The 24,253-nt window shown below is 63.2% G+C and carries 23 protein-coding genes; 16 read left to right on the top strand and 7 right to left on the bottom strand.

What is annotated here, in order from left to right; translation table 11 throughout:
• Positions 1–137 precede the first annotated feature (137 nt).
• From SPO_RS03510 to SPO_RS03500, 3 genes are all read left to right on the top strand, one after another.
• On the top strand, positions 138–431 hold the full coding sequence (locus SPO_RS03510) for a hypothetical protein (RefSeq protein WP_011046446.1): 294 nt from the start codon (positions 138–140) through the stop codon (positions 429–431).
• An 8-nt stretch (positions 432–439) separates the two neighbouring features.
• Positions 440–1,003 carry a hypothetical protein gene (locus SPO_RS03505; protein ID WP_011046445.1) on the top strand — a complete coding sequence of 188 codons (564 nt, stop codon included), beginning with the start codon at positions 440–442 and terminating at the stop codon, positions 1,001–1,003.
• Between the two features lie 124 nt (positions 1,004–1,127).
• Positions 1,128–2,822, top strand: coding sequence for an acyl-CoA dehydrogenase family protein (locus SPO_RS03500; RefSeq protein WP_011046444.1), 1,695 nt, complete (start codon positions 1,128–1,130; stop codon positions 2,820–2,822).
• Between the two features lie 54 nt (positions 2,823–2,876).
• Here SPO_RS03500 and SPO_RS03495 read toward each other — a convergent pair whose 3' ends face one another.
• Positions 2,877–4,262: a multicopper oxidase family protein gene (locus SPO_RS03495; RefSeq protein WP_011046443.1), complete on the bottom strand. Its 1,386-nt coding sequence runs from the start codon at positions 4,260–4,262 to the stop codon at positions 2,877–2,879.
• A gap of 182 nt (positions 4,263–4,444) precedes the next feature.
• Between SPO_RS03495 and era the strand changes: the two genes are divergently transcribed.
• The 3 genes from era (at position 4,445) to SPO_RS03480 (ending at position 7,015) form a co-directional block, all read left to right on the top strand.
• Complete coding sequence (era, locus tag SPO_RS03490; RefSeq protein WP_011046442.1) at positions 4,445–5,350, top strand: GTPase Era; 906 nt, start codon at positions 4,445–4,447, stop codon at positions 5,348–5,350.
• 58 nt (positions 5,351–5,408) lie between these two features.
• Positions 5,409–5,738: a DUF1491 family protein gene (locus tag SPO_RS03485; RefSeq protein WP_011046441.1), complete on the top strand. Its 330-nt coding sequence runs from the start codon at positions 5,409–5,411 to the stop codon at positions 5,736–5,738.
• A 467-nt stretch (positions 5,739–6,205) separates the two neighbouring features.
• Complete coding sequence (locus SPO_RS03480; RefSeq protein WP_011046440.1) at positions 6,206–7,015, top strand: division plane positioning ATPase MipZ; 810 nt, start codon at positions 6,206–6,208, stop codon at positions 7,013–7,015.
• On the opposite strand, the gene SPO_RS03475 is transcribed toward SPO_RS03480, so the two are convergent.
• Together SPO_RS03475 and SPO_RS03470 are read right to left on the bottom strand one after the other, a co-directional pair.
• Positions 7,016–8,263, bottom strand: a complete 1,248-nt coding sequence (locus SPO_RS03475; protein ID WP_011046439.1) for an adenylate/guanylate cyclase domain-containing protein — start codon at positions 8,261–8,263, stop codon at positions 7,016–7,018.
• A 74-nt stretch (positions 8,264–8,337) separates the two neighbouring features.
• Entirely contained in the window at positions 8,338–8,790 is a 453-nt protein-coding gene (locus SPO_RS03470) for a MarR family winged helix-turn-helix transcriptional regulator (RefSeq protein WP_011046438.1), read from the bottom strand.
• A gap of 58 nt (positions 8,791–8,848) precedes the next feature.
• On the opposite strand from SPO_RS03470, the gene hmgA reads away from it, so the two are divergent.
• The 9 genes from hmgA to speB all read left to right on the top strand — a co-directional run bounded on the left by hmgA (position 8,849) and on the right by speB (position 17,315).
• Complete coding sequence (hmgA, locus tag SPO_RS03465) at positions 8,849–10,204, top strand: homogentisate 1,2-dioxygenase (protein ID WP_011046437.1); 1,356 nt, start codon at positions 8,849–8,851, stop codon at positions 10,202–10,204.
• A 73-nt stretch (positions 10,205–10,277) separates the two neighbouring features.
• Entirely contained in the window at positions 10,278–11,531 is a 1,254-nt protein-coding gene (gene fahA, locus SPO_RS03460) for a fumarylacetoacetase (RefSeq protein WP_011046436.1), read from the top strand.
• A 7-nt stretch (positions 11,532–11,538) separates the two neighbouring features.
• Positions 11,539–11,898, top strand: a complete 360-nt coding sequence (locus SPO_RS03455; protein WP_011046435.1) for a VOC family protein — start codon at positions 11,539–11,541, stop codon at positions 11,896–11,898.
• Positions 11,899–11,901: 3 nt separating this feature from the next.
• The gene (locus tag SPO_RS03450; protein WP_011046434.1) at positions 11,902–12,852 is read left to right on the top strand and encodes an MBL fold metallo-hydrolase; all 951 of its coding nucleotides are present in this window, start codon (positions 11,902–11,904) and stop codon (positions 12,850–12,852) included.
• A 220-nt stretch (positions 12,853–13,072) separates the two neighbouring features.
• Positions 13,073–14,686 (top strand): FAD-dependent oxidoreductase, encoded by a 1,614-nt coding sequence (locus SPO_RS03445; RefSeq protein ID WP_030003180.1) that lies wholly within the window; start codon positions 13,073–13,075, stop codon positions 14,684–14,686.
• 5 nt (positions 14,687–14,691) lie between these two features.
• Positions 14,692–14,886, top strand: a complete 195-nt coding sequence (locus tag SPO_RS03440; protein ID WP_011046432.1) for a DUF2783 domain-containing protein — start codon at positions 14,692–14,694, stop codon at positions 14,884–14,886.
• A 5-nt stretch (positions 14,887–14,891) separates the two neighbouring features.
• The gene (locus SPO_RS03435) at positions 14,892–15,437 is read left to right on the top strand and encodes a VOC family protein (protein WP_011046431.1); all 546 of its coding nucleotides are present in this window, start codon (positions 14,892–14,894) and stop codon (positions 15,435–15,437) included.
• Between the two features lie 146 nt (positions 15,438–15,583).
• On the top strand, positions 15,584–16,225 hold the full coding sequence (gene maiA, locus SPO_RS03430; protein WP_011046430.1) for a maleylacetoacetate isomerase: 642 nt from the start codon (positions 15,584–15,586) through the stop codon (positions 16,223–16,225).
• Positions 16,226–16,355: 130 nt separating this feature from the next.
• A complete protein-coding gene (speB, locus tag SPO_RS03425; protein ID WP_011046429.1) occupies positions 16,356–17,315 on the top strand; it encodes an agmatinase in 960 nt (319 codons plus the stop codon).
• An 86-nt stretch (positions 17,316–17,401) separates the two neighbouring features.
• Here the strand turns inward: speB and SPO_RS03420 are convergent, their stop codons facing one another.
• The 4 genes from SPO_RS03420 to SPO_RS03405 all read right to left on the bottom strand — a co-directional run bounded on the left by SPO_RS03420 (position 17,402) and on the right by SPO_RS03405 (position 22,365).
• A complete protein-coding gene (locus SPO_RS03420; RefSeq protein ID WP_011046428.1) occupies positions 17,402–19,030 on the bottom strand; it encodes an acyl-CoA synthetase in 1,629 nt (542 codons plus the stop codon).
• A 141-nt stretch (positions 19,031–19,171) separates the two neighbouring features.
• The gene (locus tag SPO_RS03415; protein WP_044028991.1) at positions 19,172–20,437 is read right to left on the bottom strand and encodes an ABC transporter permease; all 1,266 of its coding nucleotides are present in this window, start codon (positions 20,435–20,437) and stop codon (positions 19,172–19,174) included.
• Positions 20,438–20,442: 5 nt separating this feature from the next.
• Positions 20,443–21,249: an ABC transporter ATP-binding protein gene (locus tag SPO_RS03410; protein WP_011046426.1), complete on the bottom strand. Its 807-nt coding sequence runs from the start codon at positions 21,247–21,249 to the stop codon at positions 20,443–20,445.
• A 108-nt stretch (positions 21,250–21,357) separates the two neighbouring features.
• Positions 21,358–22,365 carry a taurine ABC transporter substrate-binding protein gene (locus SPO_RS03405; RefSeq protein ID WP_144083951.1) on the bottom strand — a complete coding sequence of 336 codons (1,008 nt, stop codon included), beginning with the start codon at positions 22,363–22,365 and terminating at the stop codon, positions 21,358–21,360.
• Between the two features lie 397 nt (positions 22,366–22,762).
• On the opposite strand from SPO_RS03405, the gene SPO_RS03400 reads away from it, so the two are divergent.
• Positions 22,763–24,160, top strand: coding sequence for an aspartate aminotransferase family protein (locus SPO_RS03400; protein WP_011046424.1), 1,398 nt, complete (start codon positions 22,763–22,765; stop codon positions 24,158–24,160).
• The last annotated feature ends 93 nt before the right edge of the window (positions 24,161–24,253 follow it).

Below are 24,253 nucleotides of genomic sequence, written 5' to 3'. Positions count from 1 at the left end.
CGCAGCCCTATCAGGCGTCTCAGTTTAAAGAAATCCGAATTTGTGTCAATATGACACCCGCCGAAACTTGGCAGAGCGTCTGATCTGCTATAAATCTGTGCAAAAAACCGCTCAGGAATAATAGGACCGACACTCACATGCAGACCCTTTCGAAACTGGCGGAGCTGCGCCGACTGCTCCACAGCATGGAACGTACACTCGGCCTGCAAGATCTGAGTCCCGTCGAGCGCGATATCTATTACGCGGCAAGCGAATTGTCCGGCGACGATCAGCGGATCCGCACTGTCGGCCTGATCGAACACGCCTTGCTAGAGACCGTGTCGCGGCCAACCTTCTTCCGGGCACTCAAATCTCTGGTCAACAAGGGATATCTTGCACAGTGCAGCACCATGAACCGGGGCTGCTACGTCGTGCGCTCTCCCGAGAGCTGATCCCGCAAATGGGTGATGCTGAAGGAAGCTTAGGCAGGCTTGGCGTTGAAACCGCTGTTGTTTCAGGTGCCTATTTCGTCACGATCCTGCTGACCTTTGAACTGGTCGTACCGCTCCAGAACCTGGTCTTTCCCGAGTATTCCAGCCGCGCCAGCCTGCTGTTCCTACCACATGGGGTGCGGGTTCTGTCCGCCTGGCTGCTGGGCTGGCGGGCGGTTCCGGCCCTTTTGCCCGGGGTGATCGCGGCATTTGCCTATGTCGGCGGTTTGGATGTTCTGCTGCCCAGCCGGCTGATCGCCATCGCCATTGCCGTGGGCGCGGTTCCGGCCTGCTTTCACCTGCTTCGCGTCATCGGGCTGGACCTGTTTCCCAGCCGGGACCGCGCGCCTTGCTGGATCTGCGTGATGGGGGTGGGGATCGTGACCTCGCTGATCATCGCCAGCCTGACCAACATGGCCTTTGGCAGCGACCCGATCGAGGCGGTCGCCTATCTGATCGGCGATATCTCTGGCCTTTTCTTTGGCATGCTGGCGCTGCTCTATGCCTTTCGCCTGTTGGGCCGGAGCGCCTGAGCGCTCCGCTGCGGCAGCAAAGTCGTCGCGTAATTTTCGATCCATTTCCCTTGGTTCCTCGCATTTTTGTTGCGCTGCATGTGCAAAATGATATGACCGGGACGACCAAGAGAGGATGTGATTCATGGCCCATGACGGACAGGACCCGATGACGATGACCACGCAAACCGTTCTTTTGCCCGACCTTCTCAGCCTGACCGGCGCGGCGCTTGCCCCGGTGGATGCACTGTTCGAGCGCGCCCGCGAAACCGTGCGCGAGATGGTGAGCGAAGGCGGCCGCGTGTCCGGGGCCCTGATCGACGCCAACCAGACCGCCGCACATGGTCTGTCCTGGCTGGCCACCTATCAACAATCGCTGCGCCAGATGCAGCGCTGGGCCGAGGCGTTGCAGGCCGAGGGCAAGTTCGGCGAGATCGAACAGCTGATCCATCAGATCGCCTTCGGCGAGTACCTCTGGCAGATCTATGGCGGCATCCAGATGAACCAGGGCGAGGTGGTCCGGCTTCAGGATCTGGGCCTGACCCAGGACGATGCCCGTGGCCTGATGGCGCCCGAGGTGATGACCCTGTGCGACAAGGGCAACACCCAGGCCGCCCGCACCCGTCTGGTCGAGCTGATGCAGGATCAGGCTGGCGCCACCATGTACGGCGCCTCGGGTCTGGACGAAGAGCTGGAAATGATCCGCGACCAATTCCGCCGCTACGCGGTGGAAAAGGTCGAACCCTTTGCCCATGAGTGGCACCTCAAGGACGAGCTGATCCCAATGGAGGTGATCGAGGAACTGGCCGAGATGGGCGTGTTCGGCCTGACCATCCCCGAGGAGTTCGGCGGCTTTGGCTTGTCGAAAGCGTCTATGGTGGTGGTGTCCGAGGAACTCAGCCGCGGCTATATCGGCGTCGGCTCGCTGGGCACCCGTTCCGAGATCGCCGCCGAGTTGATCATCGCGGGCGGCACCGTCGAGCAGAAGGCCAGCTGGCTGCCGCGCATCGCCAGCGCCGAGATCCTGCCCACTGCCGTCTTTACCGAGCCCAACACCGGCTCGGACCTTGGCAGCCTGCGCACGCGCGCGGTCAAGGACGAGAACGGCGATTTCAAGGTGACCGGCAACAAGACCTGGATCACCCATGCCGCGCGCACCCATGTGATGACGCTCTTGGCGCGCACCGATCCCAACACCACCGACTATCGTGGCCTTTCCATGTTTCTGGCCGAGAAAACACCCGGCACCGATGCCGAGCCCTTCCCCACCCCCGGCATGACCGGCGGCGAGATCGAGGTTCTGGGCTATCGCGGTATGAAGGAATACGAGCTTGGCTTTGACGGGTTCCACGTCAAGGGCGAGAACCTGCTTGGCGGAGAAGAGGGCAAGGGCTTCAAACAGCTGATGGAGACCTTTGAAAGCGCCCGCATCCAGACCGCCGCCCGCGCCATCGGCGTGGCGCAATCGGCGCTGGATATCGCCATGCAATATGCGCAGGACCGCAAGCAGTTCGGCCGTGCCCTGATCGCCTTTCCCCGCGTCTCCAGCAAGCTGGCGATGATGGCGGTCGAGATCATGATCGCGCGCCAGCTGACCTATTTCAGCGCCTGGGAAAAGGATCACGGCCACCGCTGCGATCTCGAGGCCGGAATGGCCAAGCTGCTGGGCGCCCGCGTGGCCTGGGCCGCGGCCGATAACGGCTTGCAGATCCATGGCGGCAACGGGTTCGCGCTGGAATACAAGATCAGCCGCGTGCTCTGCGATGCGCGCATCCTGAACATCTTTGAAGGGGCCGCCGAAATTCAGGCCCAGGTGATCGCCCGCCGCCTGCTGGGCTGAGCCATCTTCATACAGATTGAAAAGCCCGGCCCGGCGCCGGGCTTTTTCGTTGCCTCAGGTCACCCGCAGGAACCCTGTCAGCCCGGTCTTCTGATGTTCGATCACATGGCAGTGGAACGCCCAGTCGCCCGGATTGTCGGCCACCAGCGCGATGTCGATCACCTCGTCCTTCAACAGCAGCATCGTATCGGTCCAGAGCGGCGGCAGGCTGCGCCGGTTCGACGCGATCGGCACGAACGCCAGCCCGTGCAGGTGGATCGGGTGTTGGTTGGGCGATTCGTTGCGCAGCCGCAGCACATGGGTCTTGCCGCGCTCCAGCACCGCCAATGGCCCGACGTCCTTTGCCGCATCGCCAGCCCAGGGCGTGCGATTGATCGACCAGAACGTATAGCCCAGCGTGCCGCAGAACCCGTCATTCGGGGCATCCCCTTCGGGTGTCCAGCCAAAGACAAACTCGTGCAGCTCGGCCCGCTCCAGATCGGGCTGGGCCACCGGGTTGCGCGGCAGCGGTTTCAGCTCGGCCAGGTCGCGCCTGGAACCAGAGCCGACCGACCGCAGCCCGGCCATCAACCGGGGCGGCTGGCCGGGGAGATCGGCCATCAGGGCGATCTGCCGCCCCTCCTCCGCCGGCATCGCCACCGCCAGATCGACCCTTTGACCAGGCGCCAGCAGTAGCGGCGCGCCCGCGCGCGGCACCGGCAGCACAACTCTGACCGGGTGCCCGTCCCAGGCGATGATCCGCGCTGTGCCGCCATCGAGATAGAGTTTGTAGATCCGCGTCGTGTCGGTATTGACCACCCGCAGCCGCACCAGCGACCCGGCGCCATGGTCATAGACCGGCCCCTGCCGCCAGTTGGCGGTCTGCAGATTGCCCATGGTGCCGCCGCGCGCCGCGCCCCGCGCTGTATAGGCAGGCAGGAAGGCATCCGCCGCATCCAGCCGGAAATCGCGCAGATTGATCACCTCTTCGCTGTCAAACCCCGGATCCTCGGCCTCGGCGATGACCATCACCCCGGTCAGGCCATGGGCCATCTGCTCCATCGTCATGCAATGAGGGTGATACCAGTAGGTGCCCGCATCGGGCGGGGTATAGGCATAGGCGAACCCCTCTCCCGGGCCGATCGGCATCTGGGTCAGATAGGGCACCCCGTCCATCGCATTGGCGATCCGCAGCCCGTGCCAATGCATCGCGGTGTAGTCATCCAGAGTATTGCGGACAGTGAACCGCATCTCTTGCCCCTGCCGACCATAGAGAACCGGCGGCGGCGCATCCGGCGACAGGCTGACCATGCCCAGCGTGTCCTGCGCCCGCAGCCGATAGGCGGCGCGCTGAATCACCAGGTCCTGCGCCTCGGGTGGTGCCGTGGCCGATCCCAGACGGGCCAACCCGGCCGCCCCCAACAGGGCGGCCCCTCCAAACAACAGATCTCGGCGCAACATGCGACACCTCTTTGCGATGATCGGGAAAGAGGCCGGGCTGACTGCTTGGCTGGACCTGAGACACAGGCTGACATGGGGTCTTGCTGCCCGCAATGCGCCGTCTGGTCGCTGCGCGGCAATTGCCCTCTGGCGAGCGCGCGCAAAACCCTGTAGAGGGTGCGACTTGCAACCAGGACCAGCCCATGACCACACGCGCCGGATTTGTCGCCCTGATCGGAGAGCCCAACGCGGGCAAATCGACCCTGTTGAACCGCATGGTCGGGGCCAAGGTGTCGATCGTCACCCACAAGGTTCAGACCACGCGCACCCGCATTCGCGGCGTTGCGATGGAAGGCGAGGCGCAGATCGTCTTTGTCGACACGCCGGGCCTGTTCCAGCCGCGCCGGCGGCTCGACCGCGCCATGGTCGCCGCCGCCTGGGGCGGCGCTGCGGACGCCGATATCGTGGTGCTGATGATCGAGGCACATCGCGGCATCACCGAAGGGGTCGAGCGTATCCTCGAAGGGCTGGCCGAGATCGCCAAGGGCCGCACCGTGGCACTGGCCATCAACAAGATCGACCGGGTGCCTGCGGAAAAGCTTCTGGGCCTGTCCGAGGCACTGAACGCGCGTTTCGAGTTTGCCCGCACCTTCATGATTTCGGCCGAACGGGGCCACGGGGTAGAAGACCTGCGCAAATGGCTGGCGGCCGAATTGCCCGAGAGCCCCTGGCTCTATCCCGAGGATCAGATCGCGGACCTGCCGATGCGGATGATCGCCGCCGAGATCACCCGCGAGAAACTGACCCTGCGCCTGCACCAGGAACTGCCCTATCAGCTGACCGTCGAGACCGAGAACTGGGAAGAGCGCAAGGATGGCTCGGCCCGGATCGACCAGGTGATCTATGTCATGCGCGACGGACACAAGGGCATCGTTCTGGGCAAGCGCGGCGAAACCGTCAAGGCGGTGGGACAGGCCGCGCGGGTCGAGCTGGAAGAGTTCCTGGACCGCAAGGTGCACCTGTTCTTACAGGTCAAGGTGCGGCCCAACTGGCTGGAAGAGGCCGAACGCTATTCCGAGATGGGCCTCGATTTCAAGGACGGCAACTGAGGGGCGCGGGCCGAGATTTTTCGACGAAAAATCTCCCGCTCCACCAAGAGGACAGCGCATGGCACGACTGACGGCGGACTTCTGGGTGCATGCCTATCTGGCGCGCCTGCGCCTGATGAACATTCCCGCCTATGTGATGGCCCATGGCGACGACACGGCAGGCGCGGTTCTGGTCAAGCTCAGCACGCTGGACGGCAAGGCCGTCGCCTATCACCGCGAATACGACCTGATGAGCGGCGCGCGATCCTGGACGGTTCTGACCAGCGGCCCCGAAACTGAGGTGGACGCCGCCATAACGCGGCAACGCAGTTTCGACCCAGACCTCTGGGTGATCGAGGTCGAGGACCGCCAAGGGCGGCATCTGCTGGACCAGGACGGGCTGGCCTGACCCCTTTGCACCGCCAAGCGAGCAGATGGGCAAGGTCGCTGTCGACCATGGTCACCCTTGGCCATGCTGCCTGGAGCCCGGCCACGATCTGGCGACAGGTCCTTGGCCCGGCATTGTCAGCGACATAGCCACACCACCTGTACAGCGCCCGCGTCATCAAAGCCGCTCAAGACATCGTTCGCCACCCATATGCCAACCGACCCGGTCATGTGAGGGCTGGTCGATGGCGACACTATCCGCAAACAATCCGCAGATCGGAATGAGTTGGCGGAGGTTTTTCAGACCGGGGCCCGACCCTGTTTTCTGTCTTCCGCGCCGAGCGCAGCGCGCATTTCCAGCTTTCTGCGAGCAGAACGCCGTATTCGCCCTTCGCGGATCGTGTCCGCGCTTCCCTTCATCTGACACACAACATATAGTGTGGCCCAATACCGGACCGGCAAAGGTTCGGAGATCAGGGGACGCAGGCAATGGCGCATATCATCGTCGTCGGCAACGAAAAAGGCGGCGCGGGCAAATCCACCGTATCCATGCATGTGGCCAGCGCGTTGGCGCGGCTGGGCTACAAGGTCAACACGCTGGACCTCGATCTGCGCCAGCGCAGCCTGGGGCGCTATTTCGAGAACCGCACCGCCTTCAACAAGGCCTCGGGGCTGGACCTGCCTTCGCCGCGCAATCACGACCTGCCCGAGATCGACCCCGCCTCGCTGAAACCGGGCGAGAACGTGTTCGACCATCGCCTGTCCGCAGCCGTTGCGCGGCTTGAGGCAGACAGCGACTTTATCCTGATCGACTGCCCCGGCTCGCACACAAGGTTGAGCCAGGTCGCCCATTCGCTGGCCGACACGCTGGTCACCCCGCTGAACGACAGTTTCGTCGATTTCGACCTGCTTGCCCGGATCGATTCCAGCGGCGAGAAGATCCTCGGCCCCTCGGTCTATTCCGAAATGGTCTGGAACGCGCGGCAGTTGCGGGCGCAGGCCGGGCTGAAACCGATCGACTGGGTGGTGGTGCGCAACCGCGTCGGCACCCAGCGCATGGTCAACAAGGAAAAGATGGAACGCGCCATCGAGATGCTGGCCAGCCGCATCGGGTTCCGCATCGCACCCGGTTTCTCGGAACGCGTGATCTTTCGTGAACTGTTCCCGCGCGGGCTGACACTGCTCGACCTCAAGGATGTTGGGGTCAAGCAGCTCAACATCTCGAACATCGCCGCCCGGCAGGAGCTGCGCGACATGATGAAGGCGCTGCAACTGCCCGGGGTCGAGATCGACTTCTGATCAGGCAGGCGCCTTGTAGATCGTATAGAGTTCCTGCGGCTCGGACACGCCGCGCAGCATGTAACGGCCCAGGCTGACCAGATCATGCGCGGTGTGGCCGGCGATCTTGGCAACCGGTTCGGACAGGATGATGTTGCGCCCCACCGACCGGTGCAACCCCGACAGGCGCACCGTCAGGTTGACCGCCGGTCCGATCACGGTGAAATCCAGCCGGTTCTCGGCGCCGATATTGCCATAGAGGATCTCGCCCGCATGCAAGGCCAGCGTGACCCCGGTGGTGGTCTCACCCTGGGCCTGACGTTCGGCATTCTTCTGTTCCATGCAACGTCGCATCTGTACCACCGCATCCAGCCCCGCCGCCGCCGACTGTTCGGGCGTCTCGAGGTTGAACATGGCAAGGATGCCGTCGCCGAGAAACTTCAGGATATTGCCGCCATGACCCTGGATGATCGCCACCGCCATGCCGAAATAGTCGTTCAGCATCGCGATCAGCTCGGGCCCCGGCGTGCGCTCGGTCAGCGCGGTAAAGTCCTTGAGGTCGAAATAGCACAGCACCGCGTCGATCTGCTGGAGAGAGCCGCGCTGAATTTCGCCCGACAGCACCCGCCGCCCCGCATCGCGCCCCAGATAGACCTGCAGCAGGTCACCCGCCATCTGACGGTTGGCCGCCGATTTCAGCGCCAGCGCCAGTTGCGGCAGCGACTCGCGCACCAGCCGCAGATCGGTGTCCGAGAACCCGTCTGGCCCGTCGCTGGCCCACGAGATCAGGACCCCCTCGGGCGTGTTGGTCGGGTCGATACGCTCGAAATGTTCGCGCTTTTCCAGGATCACGCCAGCGGCGAAATAGTCGGTCGCTCCCCGCTCGCGCAACTCGTTGAGCAGCGGAAAGCGGCTGTCGGCATTGCTGTCCAGCAGACGTTCCCGATACTCCTGCTCGCCGCTGTCGAGCAGGTGATAGAGCGGGCTGCGGATCCAGGCCGCATTCGGGGTCTCGGTATAGCCGTATTCCTCGCTCGACACGCCCTGATCGCGGAACCAGTTGAACCCCAGCCCGCCGTATTTCGGGTGGAACGCGCTTTGCGCCACGTGCAGGCGGAACAGTGGCACCCCCAGCTCCACCAGCCGTTCGCAATACCCGTGCAGCAGTTCATCCTGCCGCGCGCCTTCGAGGCCGCGTTGCAGCAGCCATGACACCAGCTGTGTCGATGAGGCATCCGCCTCGGCGTGAAATTGTCCTGCCGCATCCATGCGCATCTCCAGTCCCACGGCGCCCGCGCCGGTCTTGGGGCCTATCTAAGCAGTCGCGCCGCCGGTTGCGAGGGTCACTCCATCGCCGCCAAACGCCGCAGCATGACCCGCAACAGCGCCACTTCGCCCTTGGTGAACTTGGCCGCCATCCGCGCGTCATATTGCTCGGCGATGCCGCGCAGCTCGCGGTAAACCGCCTCTCCCGCCGGGGTCAATGACAATCGCTCGGACCGGCGGTCGCGCTCATCACGTGTCCGTGTAAGATAGCGCCGTTGCGCCAGTTTGGCGACCGCGCGGCTGACTTTGGTCTTGTGGATCAGCGCCAGATCGCCAATCTGCTTGGCCGTCATCTCGCCGGAATTGCCCAGATGAAACAGCACCCGCCACTCTGTCCGCAGCATGCCATAGCGATTCTTGTAGACCTGCTGAAACTCCAGCGAACTCTGCTCAGCCGCCTGATTCAGCAGGAATGGCAGGAAACTTCGCAACTCAAAGTCATCATTTTCGGGTAAATTGGTCTCTGTCATGCTTGTTAGTTACAAAATCAACTATTAATCCGCAAGCAGATTACCGGAGACACGCGACATGAACCGACCGACAGACCCCCATCTGCTGACGCAGGCCGCGACACCCGCCGGCACGACCGCAGGTTATATGCCGGGCTGGGGCAACGATTTTGAAACCGAGGCGCTGCCCGGTGCCCTGCCCCAGGGCATGAACAGCCCGCAGAAATGCAACTATGGCCTTTATGGCGAACAGCTGAGCGGCACCGCCTTTACCGCGACCCGCCCCGAGCGGACCTGGTGCTATCGCATTCGGCCCTCGGTCAAGCATTCGCACCGCTATGAAAAGATCGACCTGCCCTATTGGAAGTCGGCCCCCTGCATCGACCCCGATGTGATCAGCCTGGGGCAGTACCGCTGGGATCCGGTGGCACATTCGGGCGCGGGGCTGACCTGGCTCACTGGCATGCGCACCATGACCACCGCCGGGGACGTGAACACCCAGGTGGGCATGGCCAGCCATATCTATCTGGTCACCGAGTCGATGGTGGATGACTATTTCTTCTCCGCCGACAGCGAGCTGCTGGTGGTCCCGCAAGAGGGCCGGCTGCGCTTTGCGACCGAACTGGGCATCATCGACGTCGAACCCAAGGAAATCGCCATCCTGCCGCGCGGCCTGGTCTACCGGGTCGAGGTGCTGGAAGGCCCTTGCCGTGGTTTTGTCTGCGAAAACTATGGCCAGAAGTTCGAGCTGCCTGGCCGTGGCCCGATCGGCGCCAATTGCATGGCCAACCCGCGCGATTTCAAATCGCCGGTGGCGGCGTTCGAGGATCGCGAGACGCCCTCGACCGTGACGGTGAAATGGTGCGGCCAGTTCCACACCACCAAGATCGGCCATAGCCCGCTGGACGTGGTGGCCTGGCACGGCAATTACGCCCCGGTCAAATACGACCTGCGCAATTATTGCCCGGTGGGTGCGATCCTGTTCGACCATCCTGATCCGTCGATCTTCACCGTGCTGACCGCGCCTTCGGGCGTGCCGGGCACCGCCAATATCGACTTTGTCCTGTTCCGCGAGCGCTGGATGGTGATGGAAGACACCTTCCGCCCGCCTTGGTATCACAAGAACATCATGTCCGAGCTGATGGGCAACATCTATGGTCAGTACGACGCCAAGCCGCAGGGCTTTGTCCCCGGCGGGATGAGCCTGCACAACATGATGCTGCCGCACGGGCCGGATAAGGAAGCGTTCGAGAAGGCGTCGAACGCCAATCTTGGCCCCGACAAGCTGGACCAGACCATGTCCTTCATGTTCGAAACCCGTTTCCCGCAACACCTGACCGAATTCGCCGCCAAGGAGGCGCCGCTGCAGGACGATTACATCGACTGCTGGACCTCGCTGGAGAAGAAATTCGACGGCACCCCTGGCAAGAAATAGGCTGCGGCTGAGGGGGTCCAGATTTTTCGGCGAAAAATCTCGGCCCCGCCCGTGACATCCGTTTGGAGACAACATGCCCCTTTTGAAATCCTGGGTGGCTTCGGCCAATAGCGCCAACCACCCGTTTCCGCTGAACAACCTGCCCTATGGCGTCTTCTCGACCGGCGAGGATGAACCCCGCTGTGGCGTGGCCATCGGCGACATGATCCTCGACATGGCCGCGGCCGAGGCCGAGGGACTGGTCGCGCTGACCGACTATCCGCTGTTCGATGTGCCCTATTGGAATGACCTGATGGAGGAAGGCCCCGCCGTCTGGGCCGCCCTGCGCGAACGGCTGACCGCGCTTCTGTCCAAAGGGTCGAAAGAGCAGGAGGCTGTCGAACCGCTGCTGGTGCCGATGGCCGAGGCCACGCTGCACATGCCACTGGTGGTCAGCGAGTACACCGATTTCTACGCCGGTCGTCAGCATGCCCAGAACATGGGCGCGATCCTGCGCGGCTCGCCCGATCTGCCGGCCAACTGGCTGCATATTCCGATCGGGTACAATGGCCGCGCCTCCTCGGTCGTGGTGTCGGGCACGCCGATCCATCGCCCCAATGGCCAGACCAAGGCCCCCGATGCCGAGATGCCGTCATTCGGCCCCTCGAAACGGCTCGATATCGAGCTGGAGATGGGCGCCATTGTCGGCACCGGGTCCGAGTTCGGCCAGCCGATCACGGTGGACGAGGCCGATGCGATGATCTTTGGCTATGTGCTGCTGAACGACTGGTCGGCGCGCGATATCCAGGGCTGGGAGTATCAGCCGCTGGGGCCGTTCCAGGGCAAGGCATTCGGCACCTCTATCTCTCCGTGGATCGTGACGGCCGCCGCGCTGGAGCCCTTCCGCGCCCCCACGCCCCCGCGTGAGAAAGAACTGTTGCCCTATCTCAAGGGCAGCAGGGACGGGCTTTATGACATCGAGCTTGAGGTTCTGATGCAGCCCGAAGGCGCCGACCGCGCATCGGTCATCGCCAGGACCAACTATAGCCGCATGTATTATTCGGCGGCCGAGCAGCTGTGCCATCACGCCATTGGCGGCTGCGCGATGAATGCGGGCGATCTGTTGGGGTCGGGCACCATCTCGGGGCCGGAACGCGGCGAATTCGGCTCGTTGATGGAACTCAGTTGGGCCGGGCGCGAGCCCTTTACGCTGGAGACCGGCGAGACCCGGGGCTTCATCGAGGATGGCGACACGCTGACCCTGCGCGGCAATGCGCGTGGCGACGGCTATACCATCGGCTTTGGCGATTGCACGGGCCAGATTCTGCCCGCCAAGGCCTGGGGTTGAACTGCGCATGACCCTGTCTCTCGACCATATCCAGATCGCGATCCCCGCCGGGGGCGAGGACGCGGCGCGCGCCTTTTGGTGCGCGGGTCTGGGTCTGGCCGAGATCGCCAAGCCCGACGCGCTGAAGGCGCGCGGCGGGCTGTGGCTGGCGCTCAACGGCGCCGAACTGCATTTGGGGGTGGAGCCGGACTTCACCCCCGCCCGCAAGGCCCATCCGGGCTTTGCCGTCATTGACATAGACGCCGTTGCCGCGCGGATCGAGGCCCTGGGCCAGAGCCCGCGCTGGGACGACACAATCGAGAACCGCCGCCGGTTCTTTGCCGAAGACCCCTTTGGCAACCGGCTGGAATTCCTGGAAAGGGACTGACACATGGCCAAGGCATTCGCGTCGCAAGGCGACATGAGCGAAAAGAAGATCAGCTTTACCGAGGTGGGCGAAGGGCTTTATGCCTTTACCGCCGAGGGCGACCCCAATTCCGGCGTCATCATCGGCGATGACAGCGTCATGGTGGTCGAGGCGCAGGCCACCCCGCGCCTGGCGCAAAAGGTGATCGACTGTATCCGCGAGGTGACCGACAAACCGATTTCCCATGTGGTGCTGACCCATTACCACGCCGTGCGCGTGCTGGGCGCCAGCGCATTCGGCGCCGGTCAGGTGATCATGTCCGACACTGCCCGCTCGATGGTGGTGGAACGCGGGCAAGAGGATTGGGACAGCGAGTTCCAGCGCTTTCCGCGCCTGTTCGAAGGGCATGAGAGCATTCCGGGCCTGACCTGGCCCACCACCACATTCTCGGACAGCATGACCGTTTATCTGGGCAAGCGCCGGGTCGATATCATGCATCTGGGCCGCGCCCATACGGCGGGTGACGCGGTGATCCATGTGCCCGACCAGAACGTGATGTTCACCGGCGACATCGTCGAATATCACTCGGCCTGCTATTGCGGCGACGGGCATTTCAACGACTGGGGCAATACGCTCGACAATATCGCCTGGTTCGATGTGGACGCGATTGCGCCAGGGCGCGGCGATGCCCTGGTCGGCAAGGAGATGGTAAACGCCGCCATCGAGAACACCCGCGATTTTGTACAAAGCACCTATCGCCCGGCGGCCCGCGTCGCCGCACGCGGTGGCTCGCTGAAAGAGGCCTGGGACGCGGTGCGCGCCGAATGCGACCCAAAGTTTGCCGATTACGCGATCTACGAACACTGCCTGCCGTTCAACGTGGCGCGCGCCTATGACGAGGCGCGCGGCATCGACACGCCGCGTATCTGGACGGCGCAGCGTGACCTGGAAATGTGGGAGGCCCTGCAAGGCTGACCCGAAGGGGACGCTCATCGACCCCTTGCGGGGTCTCTTCGCAGCGAAGACGCCCGCCAGGGCGGATGAGCCCCCGGCCCGGTCGACATTGATCCAGATCGTGTCGCGCCGGGTCAACTGATGAGACCATGAGACAAGACCTCTGGCGGATGCCCGGCAGAGGACAGGAGACTTGCGCCCTCGGCCCACCGGGTGCGCCCAGACCTGGGAGGAGAGACCCATGAACAAAATCTTCGAAGTCCCACTCTACGCCTATGCGCGCAGTCCCGATCAGGACGCCTCCAGCCCCGTGCGCCACAAGGTGATCGTGATCGGCGCCGGCCCCATCGGGCTGGCCGCCGCCATCGACCTTGCCCAGCAGGGGATCGAGGTCGTGGTGCTGGACGATAATGACAAGGTCAGTTTCGGCAGCCGAGCTGTCTGCTATGCCAAGCGCCCGCTGGAGATCCTCGACCGGCTCGGCTGCGGGCAGCCGATGGTCGACAAGGGGGTCGAATGGAACCTGGGCAAGGTCTTCTTCGACGACCGGCAGGTCTATGACTTCAACCTGCTGCCAGAAGGCGGCCACCAGCGCCCCGCCTTCATCAACCTGCAACAGTACTATTTCGAGGAATACCTGGTGAACCGGGTCCGCGAATTGCAGGAGACCGGTGCCCCCATCGAAATCCGGGGCCGCAACAAGGTCGAGGCGATCGGCACCCATCCCGACCATGTCAAGCTGGAGGTCGAGACGCCCGAAGGCTCGTACACCGTCGAGGCCGACTGGCTGATCGCCTGCGATGGCGCCGGATCGCCGGTACGTTCGATGCTGGGGCTCGATTTCGTGGGCCGCGTGTTCGAGGACAACTTCCTGATTGCCGATGTGATCATGGATGCGGGTTTTCCGACCGAGCGCTGGTTCTGGTTCGACCCGCCTTTCAACCGGGGTCAATCCGCCCTGCTGCACAAGCAGCCCGACAATGTCTGGCGCATCGACCTGCAACTGGGCTGGGACATCGACAAGGAGCGTGAAAAGCGCCCCGAAAACGTGATCCCGCGGCTCAAGGCGATGCTGGGCGAGGATGTGCAGTTCGAGCTGGAATGGGTCTCGATCTACACGTTCCAGTGCCGCCGGATGGAGAAGTTCCGCCATGGCCGGGTGCTGTTTGCGGGCGACGCCGCGCATCAGGTTTCGCCGTTCGGTGCACGCGGCGCCAACTCGGGCCTGCAGGATACCGACAACCTGATCTGGAAACTGAAACTGGTGATGGAGGGCAAGGCACCCGAAAGCCTGCTCGACAGCTATGATATGGAGCGGGTTCACGGCGCCGACGAGAATATCCTCAATTCGTCGCGCTCCACCGATTTCATCACGCCCAAATCCGAGATGTCGCGTATCCTGCGTGATGCGGTGCTGGACCTGAGCGAGCAGTATGAATTCGCCCGTCCGCTGGTGAATTCGGGCCGCCTGTCGGTGCCCTGCACCTATGACGGCTCGCCGCTCAACTCGGCCGACGCGCTGTTGGATGGCCCGGCGCGCACCCGTCCCGGCAGCCCCTGCCCCGACGCGCCGCTGGGTGACGGGTTCCTGCTGCCCAAGCTGGGCGACAGGTTCATCCTGCTGACCATCGACGCCGATGCCCCCGATAGCATCGAGGAAGAGGGTGTCGAGGTCACGCGCCTGGCGCTCTCGGTCAAGGACGACCCGACCATGGAGCTGAAACGCCGCTATCTGGGCGACAATGACAGCGCTGTCTATCTGATCCGCCCCGACCAGCATGTCGCTGCCCGCCGCGCGACATTCGACGAAACCCAGTTCCGGCACGCGATCCGCCGGGCCACCGGCAAGGAGTGAGCCTCATGTCCGATCTGACACTGACCCCGAACATCGCTGGCGCGGATGATTTCTATGCCGAGCTGCTGGCCGCCCATGACGGGCTCGACAAGGCGGAAAGCGATGCGCTCAACGCCCGGCTCGTGCTGGTCCTGGCCAACCATATCGGCGATCGCGCCGTCCTGTCCAAGGCGCTGAAAGCCGCCGCATTCAAGGAGTGAGCAACATGAAAATCGAGAAAATCCACCACGTCGCCTATCGCTGCAAGGACGCCAAGGAAACCGTCGAATGGTATGGCAAGATGCTGAACATGGACTTCATCCTGGCGATTGCCGAGGATCACGTCCCCTCGACCCATGAACCGGACCCGTATATGCATCTGTTCCTGGATGCAGGCAACGGCAATGTGCTGGCCTTCTTCGAACTGCCGACCAAGCCCGAGATGGGCCGCGACCCGAACACGCCCGTCTGGGTCCAGCATATCGCGTTCAAGGTCAAGGACCGCGAGACGCTGATCGAGTTCAAGGAGCATCTGGAGGCCAATGGCGTCGAGGTTCTGGGCGTCACCGATCACTCGATCTTCCACTCGATCTACTTCTTCGACCCCAATGGCCACCGCGTCGAACTGGCCTGCCCCGACCCGGAGGAAGAGGCGCTGCTCAAGCGCATGGACGAGGTCAAGTGGGACATGCTCGAAGAGTGGTCGCGCACCAAGAAGGCGCCGCAGCACGCCGCCTGGTTGCACGCCAAGGAGCTGAACAAGACCGTCTGATCAGGGCTGGTCCGGCGCCTTTGCGCCGGGCCAGCCACGCGAGGAAAGCCCGCAAGGGCTTGACGAGCCGCGCCCGCGCAAAGGTGGTTAACACCAACACGACAACCGCCTATCATCGCCCTGCCCCGGACAGGAAAGACGCCCCAATGACCGAAACGATCCTCTATGACTATTGGCGCTCCTCCGCCAGCTACCGGCTGCGCATTGCGCTCAACCTCGCAGGGATCGCCTACACAGCTGTCCCGGTCGATCTGGTCAAGGGCGAACACCGCTCAGCCGAACATCTGGCCCGCAATCCGCAAGGGCTGGTGCCGGTGCTTGACATCGACGGCCTGCGGCTGACCCAGTCGCTGGCGATGCTCGATTATCTCGACCAGACCCGAGGGCTGGGGCTGGTGCCCGCCGACCCGGCAAGCCGGGCGCAGGTGCAGGCGCTGGCACAGGCGATCGCGGTCGATATCCACCCGGTCTGCAACCTGAAGGTCGCCCGCCACGCCACCCAGCTCAGTGGCGGAGCCGAGGACATGCCGGGGGCCTGGATGCGCCATTTCATCCGCCCCGGCCTGCAAGCCTTCGAAACGAGGCTGGCCGGGTTCGAGCAATCGCCCTATTGCTGCGGCGATGCGCCCGGGCTGGCCGATATCTGCCTGATGCCCCAGATCTACAATGCGCGCCGCTGGGAGGTGGATATCAGCGACCTGCCGCGCCTGCTTTCGGTCGAGGCGGCCTGCAACGAACACCCCTCCTTTTCCGCCGCGCATCCCGATCGTCACGCCCCCGTCGCCTGATCCTGGAGCCGCCGGAAAACACATGTTTTCCGGCCCGTTTTCCGTGCCGGAAAACGGCCACCGCCCGAAATCCACTGGACAGGTACGATCCGGGCGCCGTTAATGTGGCGAGGATCGGAGGGCAGCAGGCATGGCATCACACGGATATGACAGTGGACGGTTGAACCTGCCCTTTGTGGGCATTTGCACCTTTGGCAAGTACCCCTATGTCGAGGATTGGGACAGTATCGACGCAGATGCCGCGATCCTGGGTGCGCCCTTCGATTTCGGCGCCCAATGGCGCTCTGGCGCGCGCATGGGGCCACGTGCGATCCGCGAGGCCTCGACCCTGTTTTCCTTCGGCCATGCGGGCGCCTATGATTTCGAGGACGACATCACCTATCTCGATCCCGCCAAGGTGCGGATCGTCGATATCGGCGATGCCGATATCGTGCATACCGACACGATCAAGAGCCACGCCAATATCGAATTCGGCGTCCGCAAGATCCTGCAGGCCGGGGCGTTGCCGGTGGTGCTAGGGGGTGATCATTCCATCAACATCCCCTGTATCAACGCCTTTGACGATCAGGACCCGATCCACGTGGTGCAGATCGACGCGCATCTGGATTTCGTCGACGAACGGCATGGCGTGCGCTATGGCCACGGCAACCCGATGCGGCGCGCCGCGGAGAAGGCGCATGTCACCGGGTTGACCCAGATCGGTATCCGCAACGTCTCCTCCACCGCAAAGGACGGCTATGACGCGGCGCGCGCCATGGGCTCGGATATCCAGTCGGTGCGGCACGTACGGCGGATGGGAACGGCGGCGATGCTCGCGCGTATCCCCGAAGGCGTCCGCTATTACCTGACCATCGACATCGACGCCTTCGACCCGTCGATCGCGCCGGGTACCGGCACGCCCAGTCATGGCGGGTTTCTCTATTACGAGGTGCTCGAACTGATCGACGGGCTGGCACGGCGTGGCGAGATCGCCGGGATCGACCTGGTCGAGGTGGCGCCCGATTACGACCAGAGCGGCAGCACCTCGATCCTGGCGGCGCAGCTTCTGATGAACACGCTGGGCCGGGTCCTACACCACCGCAGACGCTAGCGCGCTCCTGCAGCACCGCGCGCGACGCCGTTTTCCGGCACGGAAAACGGGCCGGAAAATTTGCAATTTTCCGGTGCCCGCCCAGATCAGAGCGCGCGGGCACGCTCGCGCAGCAGGAATTTCTGTATCTTGCCGGTCGAGGTCTTGGGCAATTCGCCAAACACCACCGTCTTGGGTGCCTTGAAATGTGCCATGTTCGCCCGGCAATGCGCGATCAGGTCGGCGGCCTCCACCGATTGCCCCGGCTTCAGCTCGACAAAGGCGCAGGGTGTCTCGCCCCATTTCTCGTCCGGGCGCGCCACCACCGCCGCCTCCATCACTGCGGGATGTTTATAGAGCACATCCTCGACCTCGACCGACGAGATGTTCTCGCCCCCCGAGATAATGATATCCTTGGACCGGTCCTTGAGCGCGATATAGCCATCGGGATGCATCACCCCCAGATCGCCCGAGGCGAACCAGCCGCCGCGAAACGCCCTGTCGGTGGCATCGGGGTTCTTCAGATAGCCCTTCATGACGATATTGCCCTGCATGAAGATCTCGCCCATCGTCTCGCCATCGGCGGGCACCGGCTCAAGCGTTTCGGGATCGGCCACCATCAGCCCCGACAGCGCCACATAACGCACCCCCTGGCGCACCTTCAGCGCCGCGCGCTCGGCCCCGGGCCGACCATCCCACTCCTCTTTCCAGGCACAGACCACCGAGGGGCCATAGGTCTCGGTCAGCCCATAGACATGGGTGACGTCGACGCCCATCGCCTCCATCTTCTCGATCACCGCAGCCGGCGGCGGCGCGCCTGCGGTCATCACCTTGATCTGATGGTCAAAGTCCTTCATGTGATCGGGCGCGTTGGCCAGCATGTTCAGCACGATGGGCGCGCCGCAGAAATGGGTCACCTTCTCCTCGCGGAAGGCGCGATAGATCGGCTCGTCGCGCACCGCACGCAGGCAGACCGATACCCCGGCATTGGCCGCCATGGTCCAGGGGAAACACCAGCCGTTGCAGTGAAACATCGGCAGCGTCCACAGATAGACCGCGTGTTGCGGCATGCCCCAGGTCAGGATGTTCGAGGTCGCGTTCAGCGCCGCGCCGCGATGGTGATAGACCACACCCTTGGGGTTGCCCGTGGTGCCCGAGGTATAGTTGAGCGCGATGGCATCCCATTCGTCCCCCGGCAGCGACCAGTCGAAATCCGGGTCTCCCTCTGCCAAAAGCGCATCATAGCTCAGCGTGCCCACCGGCGCGCCGCCGGCAAAGCTTGGGTCCTCGATATCCACGACCAACAGGTCGGGCCGGTCGATCTGTGCCAAGGCGTCGCGCACCACCTCGGAAAATTCGGGGTCGACGATCAGTACCCTGGCCTCGGCATGGGACAGGATGAAGGCGATGATGGGCGCATCCAGCCGAGTGTTGATCGCGTTCAGCACCGCCCCCGCCATCGGCACGCCGAAATGCGCCTCGTACATTTCGGGGATATTGGCGGCGATGATCGAAACGGTATCGCCCTTGCCCAGGCCGCGCCCGGCCAGAGCACTCGCCAGCCGTCGGCAGCGCGTATAGGTTTCGGCCCAGGTATAGCGACGATCGCCATAAACGACGGAAGGATAGTCGGGGTAGACCGCCGCGGTCCGCTCGATATAGCTGAGCGGCGAGAGGGGCGTGAAATTGGCCGGCGTCCGGTCCAGATGCTGGTCATAGATAGTGCTGCCGGTCATGTCCCGTCCTCCCTGATAGGTGCCTTGCGCGCAGATGTGGCACAAACATGCCGGGCAAGGAAAGATCGTAATAACACGTGTCTGCCGCAATAAAAGAACCGGGGCCCCGCAGGGCCCCGGTTTTCTCTTGCAACGGAAAGTTCAGCCCTTGCTTTTCCAGGGCACCAGAACCCGTTCGGCCCAGCGCATCAGGATGTCGATGCCAAAGCCGATCACGCCGATCAGGATGATCCCCATGATGACGATATCGGTCAGCTGGAACTTGGACGCGACCATGATCATCATCCCGGCACCCTTTTCCGCCGCCACCAGTTCGGCGGCAACCACGGTGCCCCAGCAGACCCCCATCGCCACCCGCGCACCGGTGAAGATCTCGGGCAACGAGTTCGGAACGATCACGTACCGCATGATCTGCGCCTTGCTGGCTCCCAGCGAATAGGCGGCATGCACCTTCGAGATCCGGACCCCCGAGACACCCGAGCGGGCGGCGATGGCCATGATCCACAAGGCCGCGAGGAACAACAAGATGATCTTGCCGGTCTCGCCGATCCCCGCCCAGATGATGACCAGCGGGATCAGGGCCAGCGGCGGCACCGGGCGCATGAACTCGACGATCGGGTCGAACCAGCCGCGGAACCAGTCGCTCAGCCCCATGGCATAGCCCAGCGGAATGCCGACCAGCGCGCCAAAGAAGAAGCCGGCGATCACACGGAACAGGGAGAAGCCCAGATGCTCCCACAGGGTGCTGTCGCGATAGCCCGATTTCGCAATCTCGCCCAGGCGGCTGACCACGGCTTCGGGCGGTGGCAGCCAGATCGGCTCCATCTGCAGGCCCGAGGGCGGCTGGAAGCTGATCGCGCCCTTGTCGGTCAGCGAGAACTGGCCCGCGGCGGTCTTGATCGACTGGCCGATCGAAATCGGAGTGCCGTCGATGGCGACGATCTTGGCGCCTTCCTTGCGACTGGTCTCATCATTCTTGTCAAAGATGATGGTGGTCGAGCGCGACGCGGTCATCGAAACGGCATCGTTCTTGGCAAAGCCCGGCCCCGGATCGACATCGAAATCGTCGGTCTTTTCGCCAAAGCCCTGCACCTTGACGAAAACAGTGGCATCGTCGCGGGCACCGTTGGCATCCTCGAGCGTGTAGACAAACGAGGTCTCACCGACAAAGGGCGCCGGTGCGTGCAGGAAGGACGGCACGTATTTCGACCCGGTGAACGCGCCCCAGATCAGGAAGATGGTGAGAACCGACACCACCGAGGCGATCCGGTTCGAGGTGACCGCGCTTTCATCGCCAAAGGTCACCGTTTTGAGCGAGGTAAAATCATTGGTGGTCTTGCGCACGAAAAAGCGCACGGCCAGGAACGACCCGACAAAGATCGCCACATAGACCGCAAGGATAATCAGGCCGATCATTGTGCTGCCTCCGTGCGTCCCATGATTTCTTCCTCCATGTCCCAGATCATCGAGAGGATTTCCTCGCGCGTCTGGGAATAGCCTTCGGATTTCTTGACCTCGCGCAGGTCGGCATTCACCCCCATGTCCGCATAGGGCAGGCGGTATTCCTTGTGGATGCGTCCGGGGCGCGGCGCCATGACCAGCAGCCGTTCACCCAGCAGCAGGGCCTCTTCGACCGAGTGGGTGATCAGGATGATGGTCTTGCCGGTCTCTTTCCAGAGCTTCAGCACCAGGCCTTGCATCTTTTCACGGGTCAGCGCGTCCAGTGCGCCCAACGGCTCGTCCATCAGGATGACATCGGGGTCATTGGCCAGGCAGCGCGCCAGCGCGACCCGCTGCTGCATGCCACCGCTGAGCTCGTAGATCGCCTTGTCCTTGAAATCGCCAAGGCCGGTCACATCCAGCAGATGGTCGACATGGCTGCCATATTGCGACGCACGCTGTCCCTTCATGCGCGGACCAAAGCTGACGTTGTCGCGCACATTCATCCACTCGAACAATGCGCCCTGCTGGAACACCATGCCGCGTTCGGCATTGGGGCCGTGCACCTTGTGGCCGTTCATGGCGATATGGCCTTCGGTCGGCGCCAGAAACCCGGCGACGATGTTGAGAAGAGTTGTCTTGCCGCAGCCCGACGGGCCGAGCACGCTCATCAGCTCCCCTTCCTTGAGATGGAGAGAGACGTTTTTCAGCGCCTGCACCGAGCTGCCGTTCGGCAGGTCAAAGCGCATGGATATGTTTTCGATAGACAGTCCCGACATGGCCCGCCTTTCCTGTTTGAGATATTTGCAGGGGTCTCTTGTCGCCGGTTCACGGCAACATGCAAAATGCAGGCGGCGGGTGACCCCGCCGCCCGTCATCCGGTCGGCTTACATGCCGCCTGCCGCGGACAGCGGCCCGGTGTTCACGGCGTTCTCATAGGTGTCCAGCGCGCTGTCGATGCTGCCGGCCTCGACGAACACATCGGCGACCCCCTTCATGAAGGTCTGCGCGTTGCCGCCCAGCCAGCCACCGCTCAGCTGCTGCTCGATCGTCGGGAACTTGAAGGTGGCGATGGTCGAGGCGGTCGCCTCTTCATCCATGCCCGCGTCCTTGGCGATCAGCGGCAGCATCTCGGCACGGTTTGCCTCGTCCGCCCACATGGCGTTTGCATCCGCGGTCACCTTGAGGAACTTGGCAACCAGATCGCTGTTTTCCGCGACCCAGCCCGCCGGGCCCGAGGTCACGTCGAACACCAGGATACCCAGCTCGGTCTTCTCGTCACCGGTCAGCAGCACGTTGCCATGCTCCAGTGCCCGGCGCAGCGAGCCGCCCCAGCCGCAGAACATGTCGACCGCGCCCTGGGCAATCGCCGCGGCGCCATCGGGCGGATCCATGTCGACGACATCCATGCTGGCCACATCGACGCCGAAATGGTTCATCTGCTTGAGGAAGCCATAATGGGCGGCGGTGCCCAGCGGCACGGCGACCTTCTTGCCGGCCAGCTCGCCAGCGTTGTCCTTGTCGATCTCCAGTTCCGAGCGCACGACGCAGTTGTCGTTGTCGGCATAAGACACCGCCACATCGAGGATCTGCAGGTCCTGCCCGGCCGAGGTGGCAACCACGAAGGGCGGAACGCCCTGGCTGACCGACAGGTGCACATCGCCCGAGGCCATCGCCGCCGACATCTTCACGCCACTTTCGAAGCTGACCCAGTTGACCTTGACGCCCAGCACCTCGTCATAGGTGCCCTTCTGCTTGGCATATTCGAACGGCATCGGCCATTCGAGGAAATAGGCCACGGTGATCTCGCCCTCGGCAGCCACCGCCGCGGGCATGGCGCCGATCGCCAGCGCCAGTCCGGCCACAGCACCCAGAAGCTTCGTTTTTGCAGTCATCATCTAATTCTCCCAGTCTACCGCCGGAATGGCGGAGGAATATCACGAACGGTTCAGCCGTTTCTGCTGTTTCACGGGCTCTCAAGCGAGCGCCCGTCCCTACTCCGAAAGGAAATCCCCCTTTCGATCAACGAATTTTTCGGACAACTGGCCCAGTCTTGGGCAGATCAAGTTGCGGATTTCAAAACTCGAAATCTGAAAATACCTTTAGTTTTCAGATTGCTATCGAGACGATTTTTGACCCGGCTTGCCGCTAGGGCAACTCAATTGGACATATGTGACGCAAATTTCTGGCCCTATCGAACGCCCGGAATTTGACGTCTCTGGACTCTATCGCGCGTCTCGGTTTTTCTGGGACATCGGAGTCGATCTAACAGTCATCAGGAGAGGGCACATTATGGACGGCACGTTCAACGAAAACGATCTGAGTCGGGTGGTCGAAGCCGACCGCGCCCATATCTGGCACCATCTGATTCAGCACAAACCCTTTGAGACCAACGACCCCCGCATCATCGTCGAAGGCAAGGGCATGCGGGTCTGGGATCAGAACGGCAAAGAGCATCTCGACGCCGTCTCGGGCGGGGTCTGGACCGTCAACGTCGGCTATGGTCGTGAGTCCATCTGCAAGGCGGTTTATGACCAGTTGATGAAACTGTGCTACTTCGCCAACTCGGCCGGGTCGATCCCCGGCGCGCTTTATGCCGAGAAGCTGATTTCCAAGATGCCGGGGATGAGCCGGGTCTATTATACCAACTCGGGTTCCGAGGCGAACGAGAAGGCGTTCAAGATGGTGCGCCAGATCGCGCACAAGAAATACGGCGGCAAGAAGACCAAGATCCTCTATCGCGACCGCGACTATCACGGCTCGACCCTTGCGGCGATGTCGGCGGGCGGCCAGGACGAGCGCAACGCGCAATACGGCCCCTTCGCGCCGGATTTCGTCAAGGTTCCCCATTGCATGGAATACCGCAAGGAAGAGCTGGGGCTGGGTCATCTGTCGGGCGCCGAGTTCGGCCGCGCCGCCGCCGACCTGATCGAAGAGGTGATCCTGCGCGAGGGCCCCGAAACCGTCGGCGCGCTGTGCCTTGAGCCGGTGACCGCCGGTGGCGGCGTCATCACCCCGCCCGAAGGCTATTGGGAGCGGGTGCAGGAGATCTGCAAGCAATACGATGTGCTGCTGCATATCGACGAGGTCGTCTGTGGCATCGGCCGCACCGGCACCTGGTTTGGCTATCAGCAATACGGCATCAAGCCCGACTTCGTGACCATGGCCAAGGGCGTCGCCTCGGGCTATGCGGCCATCGCCTGCATGGTGACCACCGAAGAGGTCTTTGACCTGTTCAAGGACAACACCGACGATCCGCTGAACTACTTCCGCGATATCTCGACCTTTGGCGGCTGCACCGCTGGCCCCGCCGCGGCGCTGGAAAACATGCGGATCATCGAGGACGAGGACCTGCTGGGCAACTGCACCGCCATGGGCGAGCGGATGCTGGGCAACCTGCACGCGCTGATGGAAAAGCACGCCGTGATCGGCGATGTGCGGGGCAAGGGCCTGTTCCTGGGCGCCGAGCTGGTGGCAAATCGCGAGACCAAGGAACCGGTGAGCGAGAAACAGGCGCAGGCCGTGGTCGCCGACTGCATGGCGCAGGGCGTGATCATCGGGGTGACCAACCGCTCGATCCCGGGGCGCAACAACACGCTGTGCTTCTCGCCGGCGCTGATCGCCACCGCCGAGGATATCGACGCCATCACCGATGCGGTCGATCAGGCGCTGACCCGCGTCTTCGGCTAGGACCAGGGGCTGCGGCCGGCATCTCTCCCGTTGGGTCGCCTGCCCTTGAAACCGGCGCGTTCCGCGCGCCGGTTTTACCGTTTCCGGCCCTGG

Origin of the sequence: Ruegeria pomeroyi DSS-3 (genome assembly GCF_000011965.2) — a bacterium.
Classification (GTDB): Bacteria; Pseudomonadota; Alphaproteobacteria; order Rhodobacterales; family Rhodobacteraceae; genus Ruegeria_B; species Ruegeria_B pomeroyi.
The sequence above is the reverse complement of the archived record's forward strand: the minus strand, read 5'-3'. Positions and strand labels throughout refer to the sequence as shown.

Coding starts and splice junctions, on each gene's coding strand:
- SPO_RS03510 (WP_011046446.1), top strand. CDS start 138: ATGCAGACCCTTTCGAAACTGGCGGAGCTGCGCCGACTGCTCCACAGC.
- SPO_RS03505 (WP_011046445.1), top strand. CDS start 440: ATGGGTGATGCTGAAGGAAGCTTAGGCAGGCTTGGCGTTGAAACCGCT.
- SPO_RS03500 (WP_011046444.1), top strand. CDS start 1,128: ATGGCCCATGACGGACAGGACCCGATGACGATGACCACGCAAACCGTT.
- SPO_RS03495 (WP_011046443.1), bottom strand. CDS start 4,262: ATGTTGCGCCGAGATCTGTTGTTTGGAGGGGCCGCCCTGTTGGGGGCG.
- era (WP_011046442.1), top strand. CDS start 4,445: ATGACCACACGCGCCGGATTTGTCGCCCTGATCGGAGAGCCCAACGCG.
- SPO_RS03485 (WP_011046441.1), top strand. CDS start 5,409: ATGGCACGACTGACGGCGGACTTCTGGGTGCATGCCTATCTGGCGCGC.
- SPO_RS03480 (WP_011046440.1), top strand. CDS start 6,206: ATGGCGCATATCATCGTCGTCGGCAACGAAAAAGGCGGCGCGGGCAAA.
- SPO_RS03475 (WP_011046439.1), bottom strand. CDS start 8,263: ATGGATGCGGCAGGACAATTTCACGCCGAGGCGGATGCCTCATCGACA.
- SPO_RS03470 (WP_011046438.1), bottom strand. CDS start 8,790: ATGACAGAGACCAATTTACCCGAAAATGATGACTTTGAGTTGCGAAGT.
- hmgA (WP_011046437.1), top strand. CDS start 8,849: ATGAACCGACCGACAGACCCCCATCTGCTGACGCAGGCCGCGACACCC.
- fahA (WP_011046436.1), top strand. CDS start 10,278: ATGCCCCTTTTGAAATCCTGGGTGGCTTCGGCCAATAGCGCCAACCAC.
- SPO_RS03455 (WP_011046435.1), top strand. CDS start 11,539: ATGACCCTGTCTCTCGACCATATCCAGATCGCGATCCCCGCCGGGGGC.
- SPO_RS03450 (WP_011046434.1), top strand. CDS start 11,902: ATGGCCAAGGCATTCGCGTCGCAAGGCGACATGAGCGAAAAGAAGATC.
- SPO_RS03445 (WP_030003180.1), top strand. CDS start 13,073: ATGAACAAAATCTTCGAAGTCCCACTCTACGCCTATGCGCGCAGTCCC.
- SPO_RS03440 (WP_011046432.1), top strand. CDS start 14,692: ATGTCCGATCTGACACTGACCCCGAACATCGCTGGCGCGGATGATTTC.
- SPO_RS03435 (WP_011046431.1), top strand. CDS start 14,892: ATGAAAATCGAGAAAATCCACCACGTCGCCTATCGCTGCAAGGACGCC.
- maiA (WP_011046430.1), top strand. CDS start 15,584: ATGACCGAAACGATCCTCTATGACTATTGGCGCTCCTCCGCCAGCTAC.
- speB (WP_011046429.1), top strand. CDS start 16,356: ATGGCATCACACGGATATGACAGTGGACGGTTGAACCTGCCCTTTGTG.
- SPO_RS03420 (WP_011046428.1), bottom strand. CDS start 19,030: ATGACCGGCAGCACTATCTATGACCAGCATCTGGACCGGACGCCGGCC.
- SPO_RS03410 (WP_011046426.1), bottom strand. CDS start 21,249: ATGTCGGGACTGTCTATCGAAAACATATCCATGCGCTTTGACCTGCCG.
- SPO_RS03405 (WP_144083951.1), bottom strand. CDS start 22,365: ATGACTGCAAAAACGAAGCTTCTGGGTGCTGTGGCCGGACTGGCGCTG.
- SPO_RS03400 (WP_011046424.1), top strand. CDS start 22,763: ATGGACGGCACGTTCAACGAAAACGATCTGAGTCGGGTGGTCGAAGCC.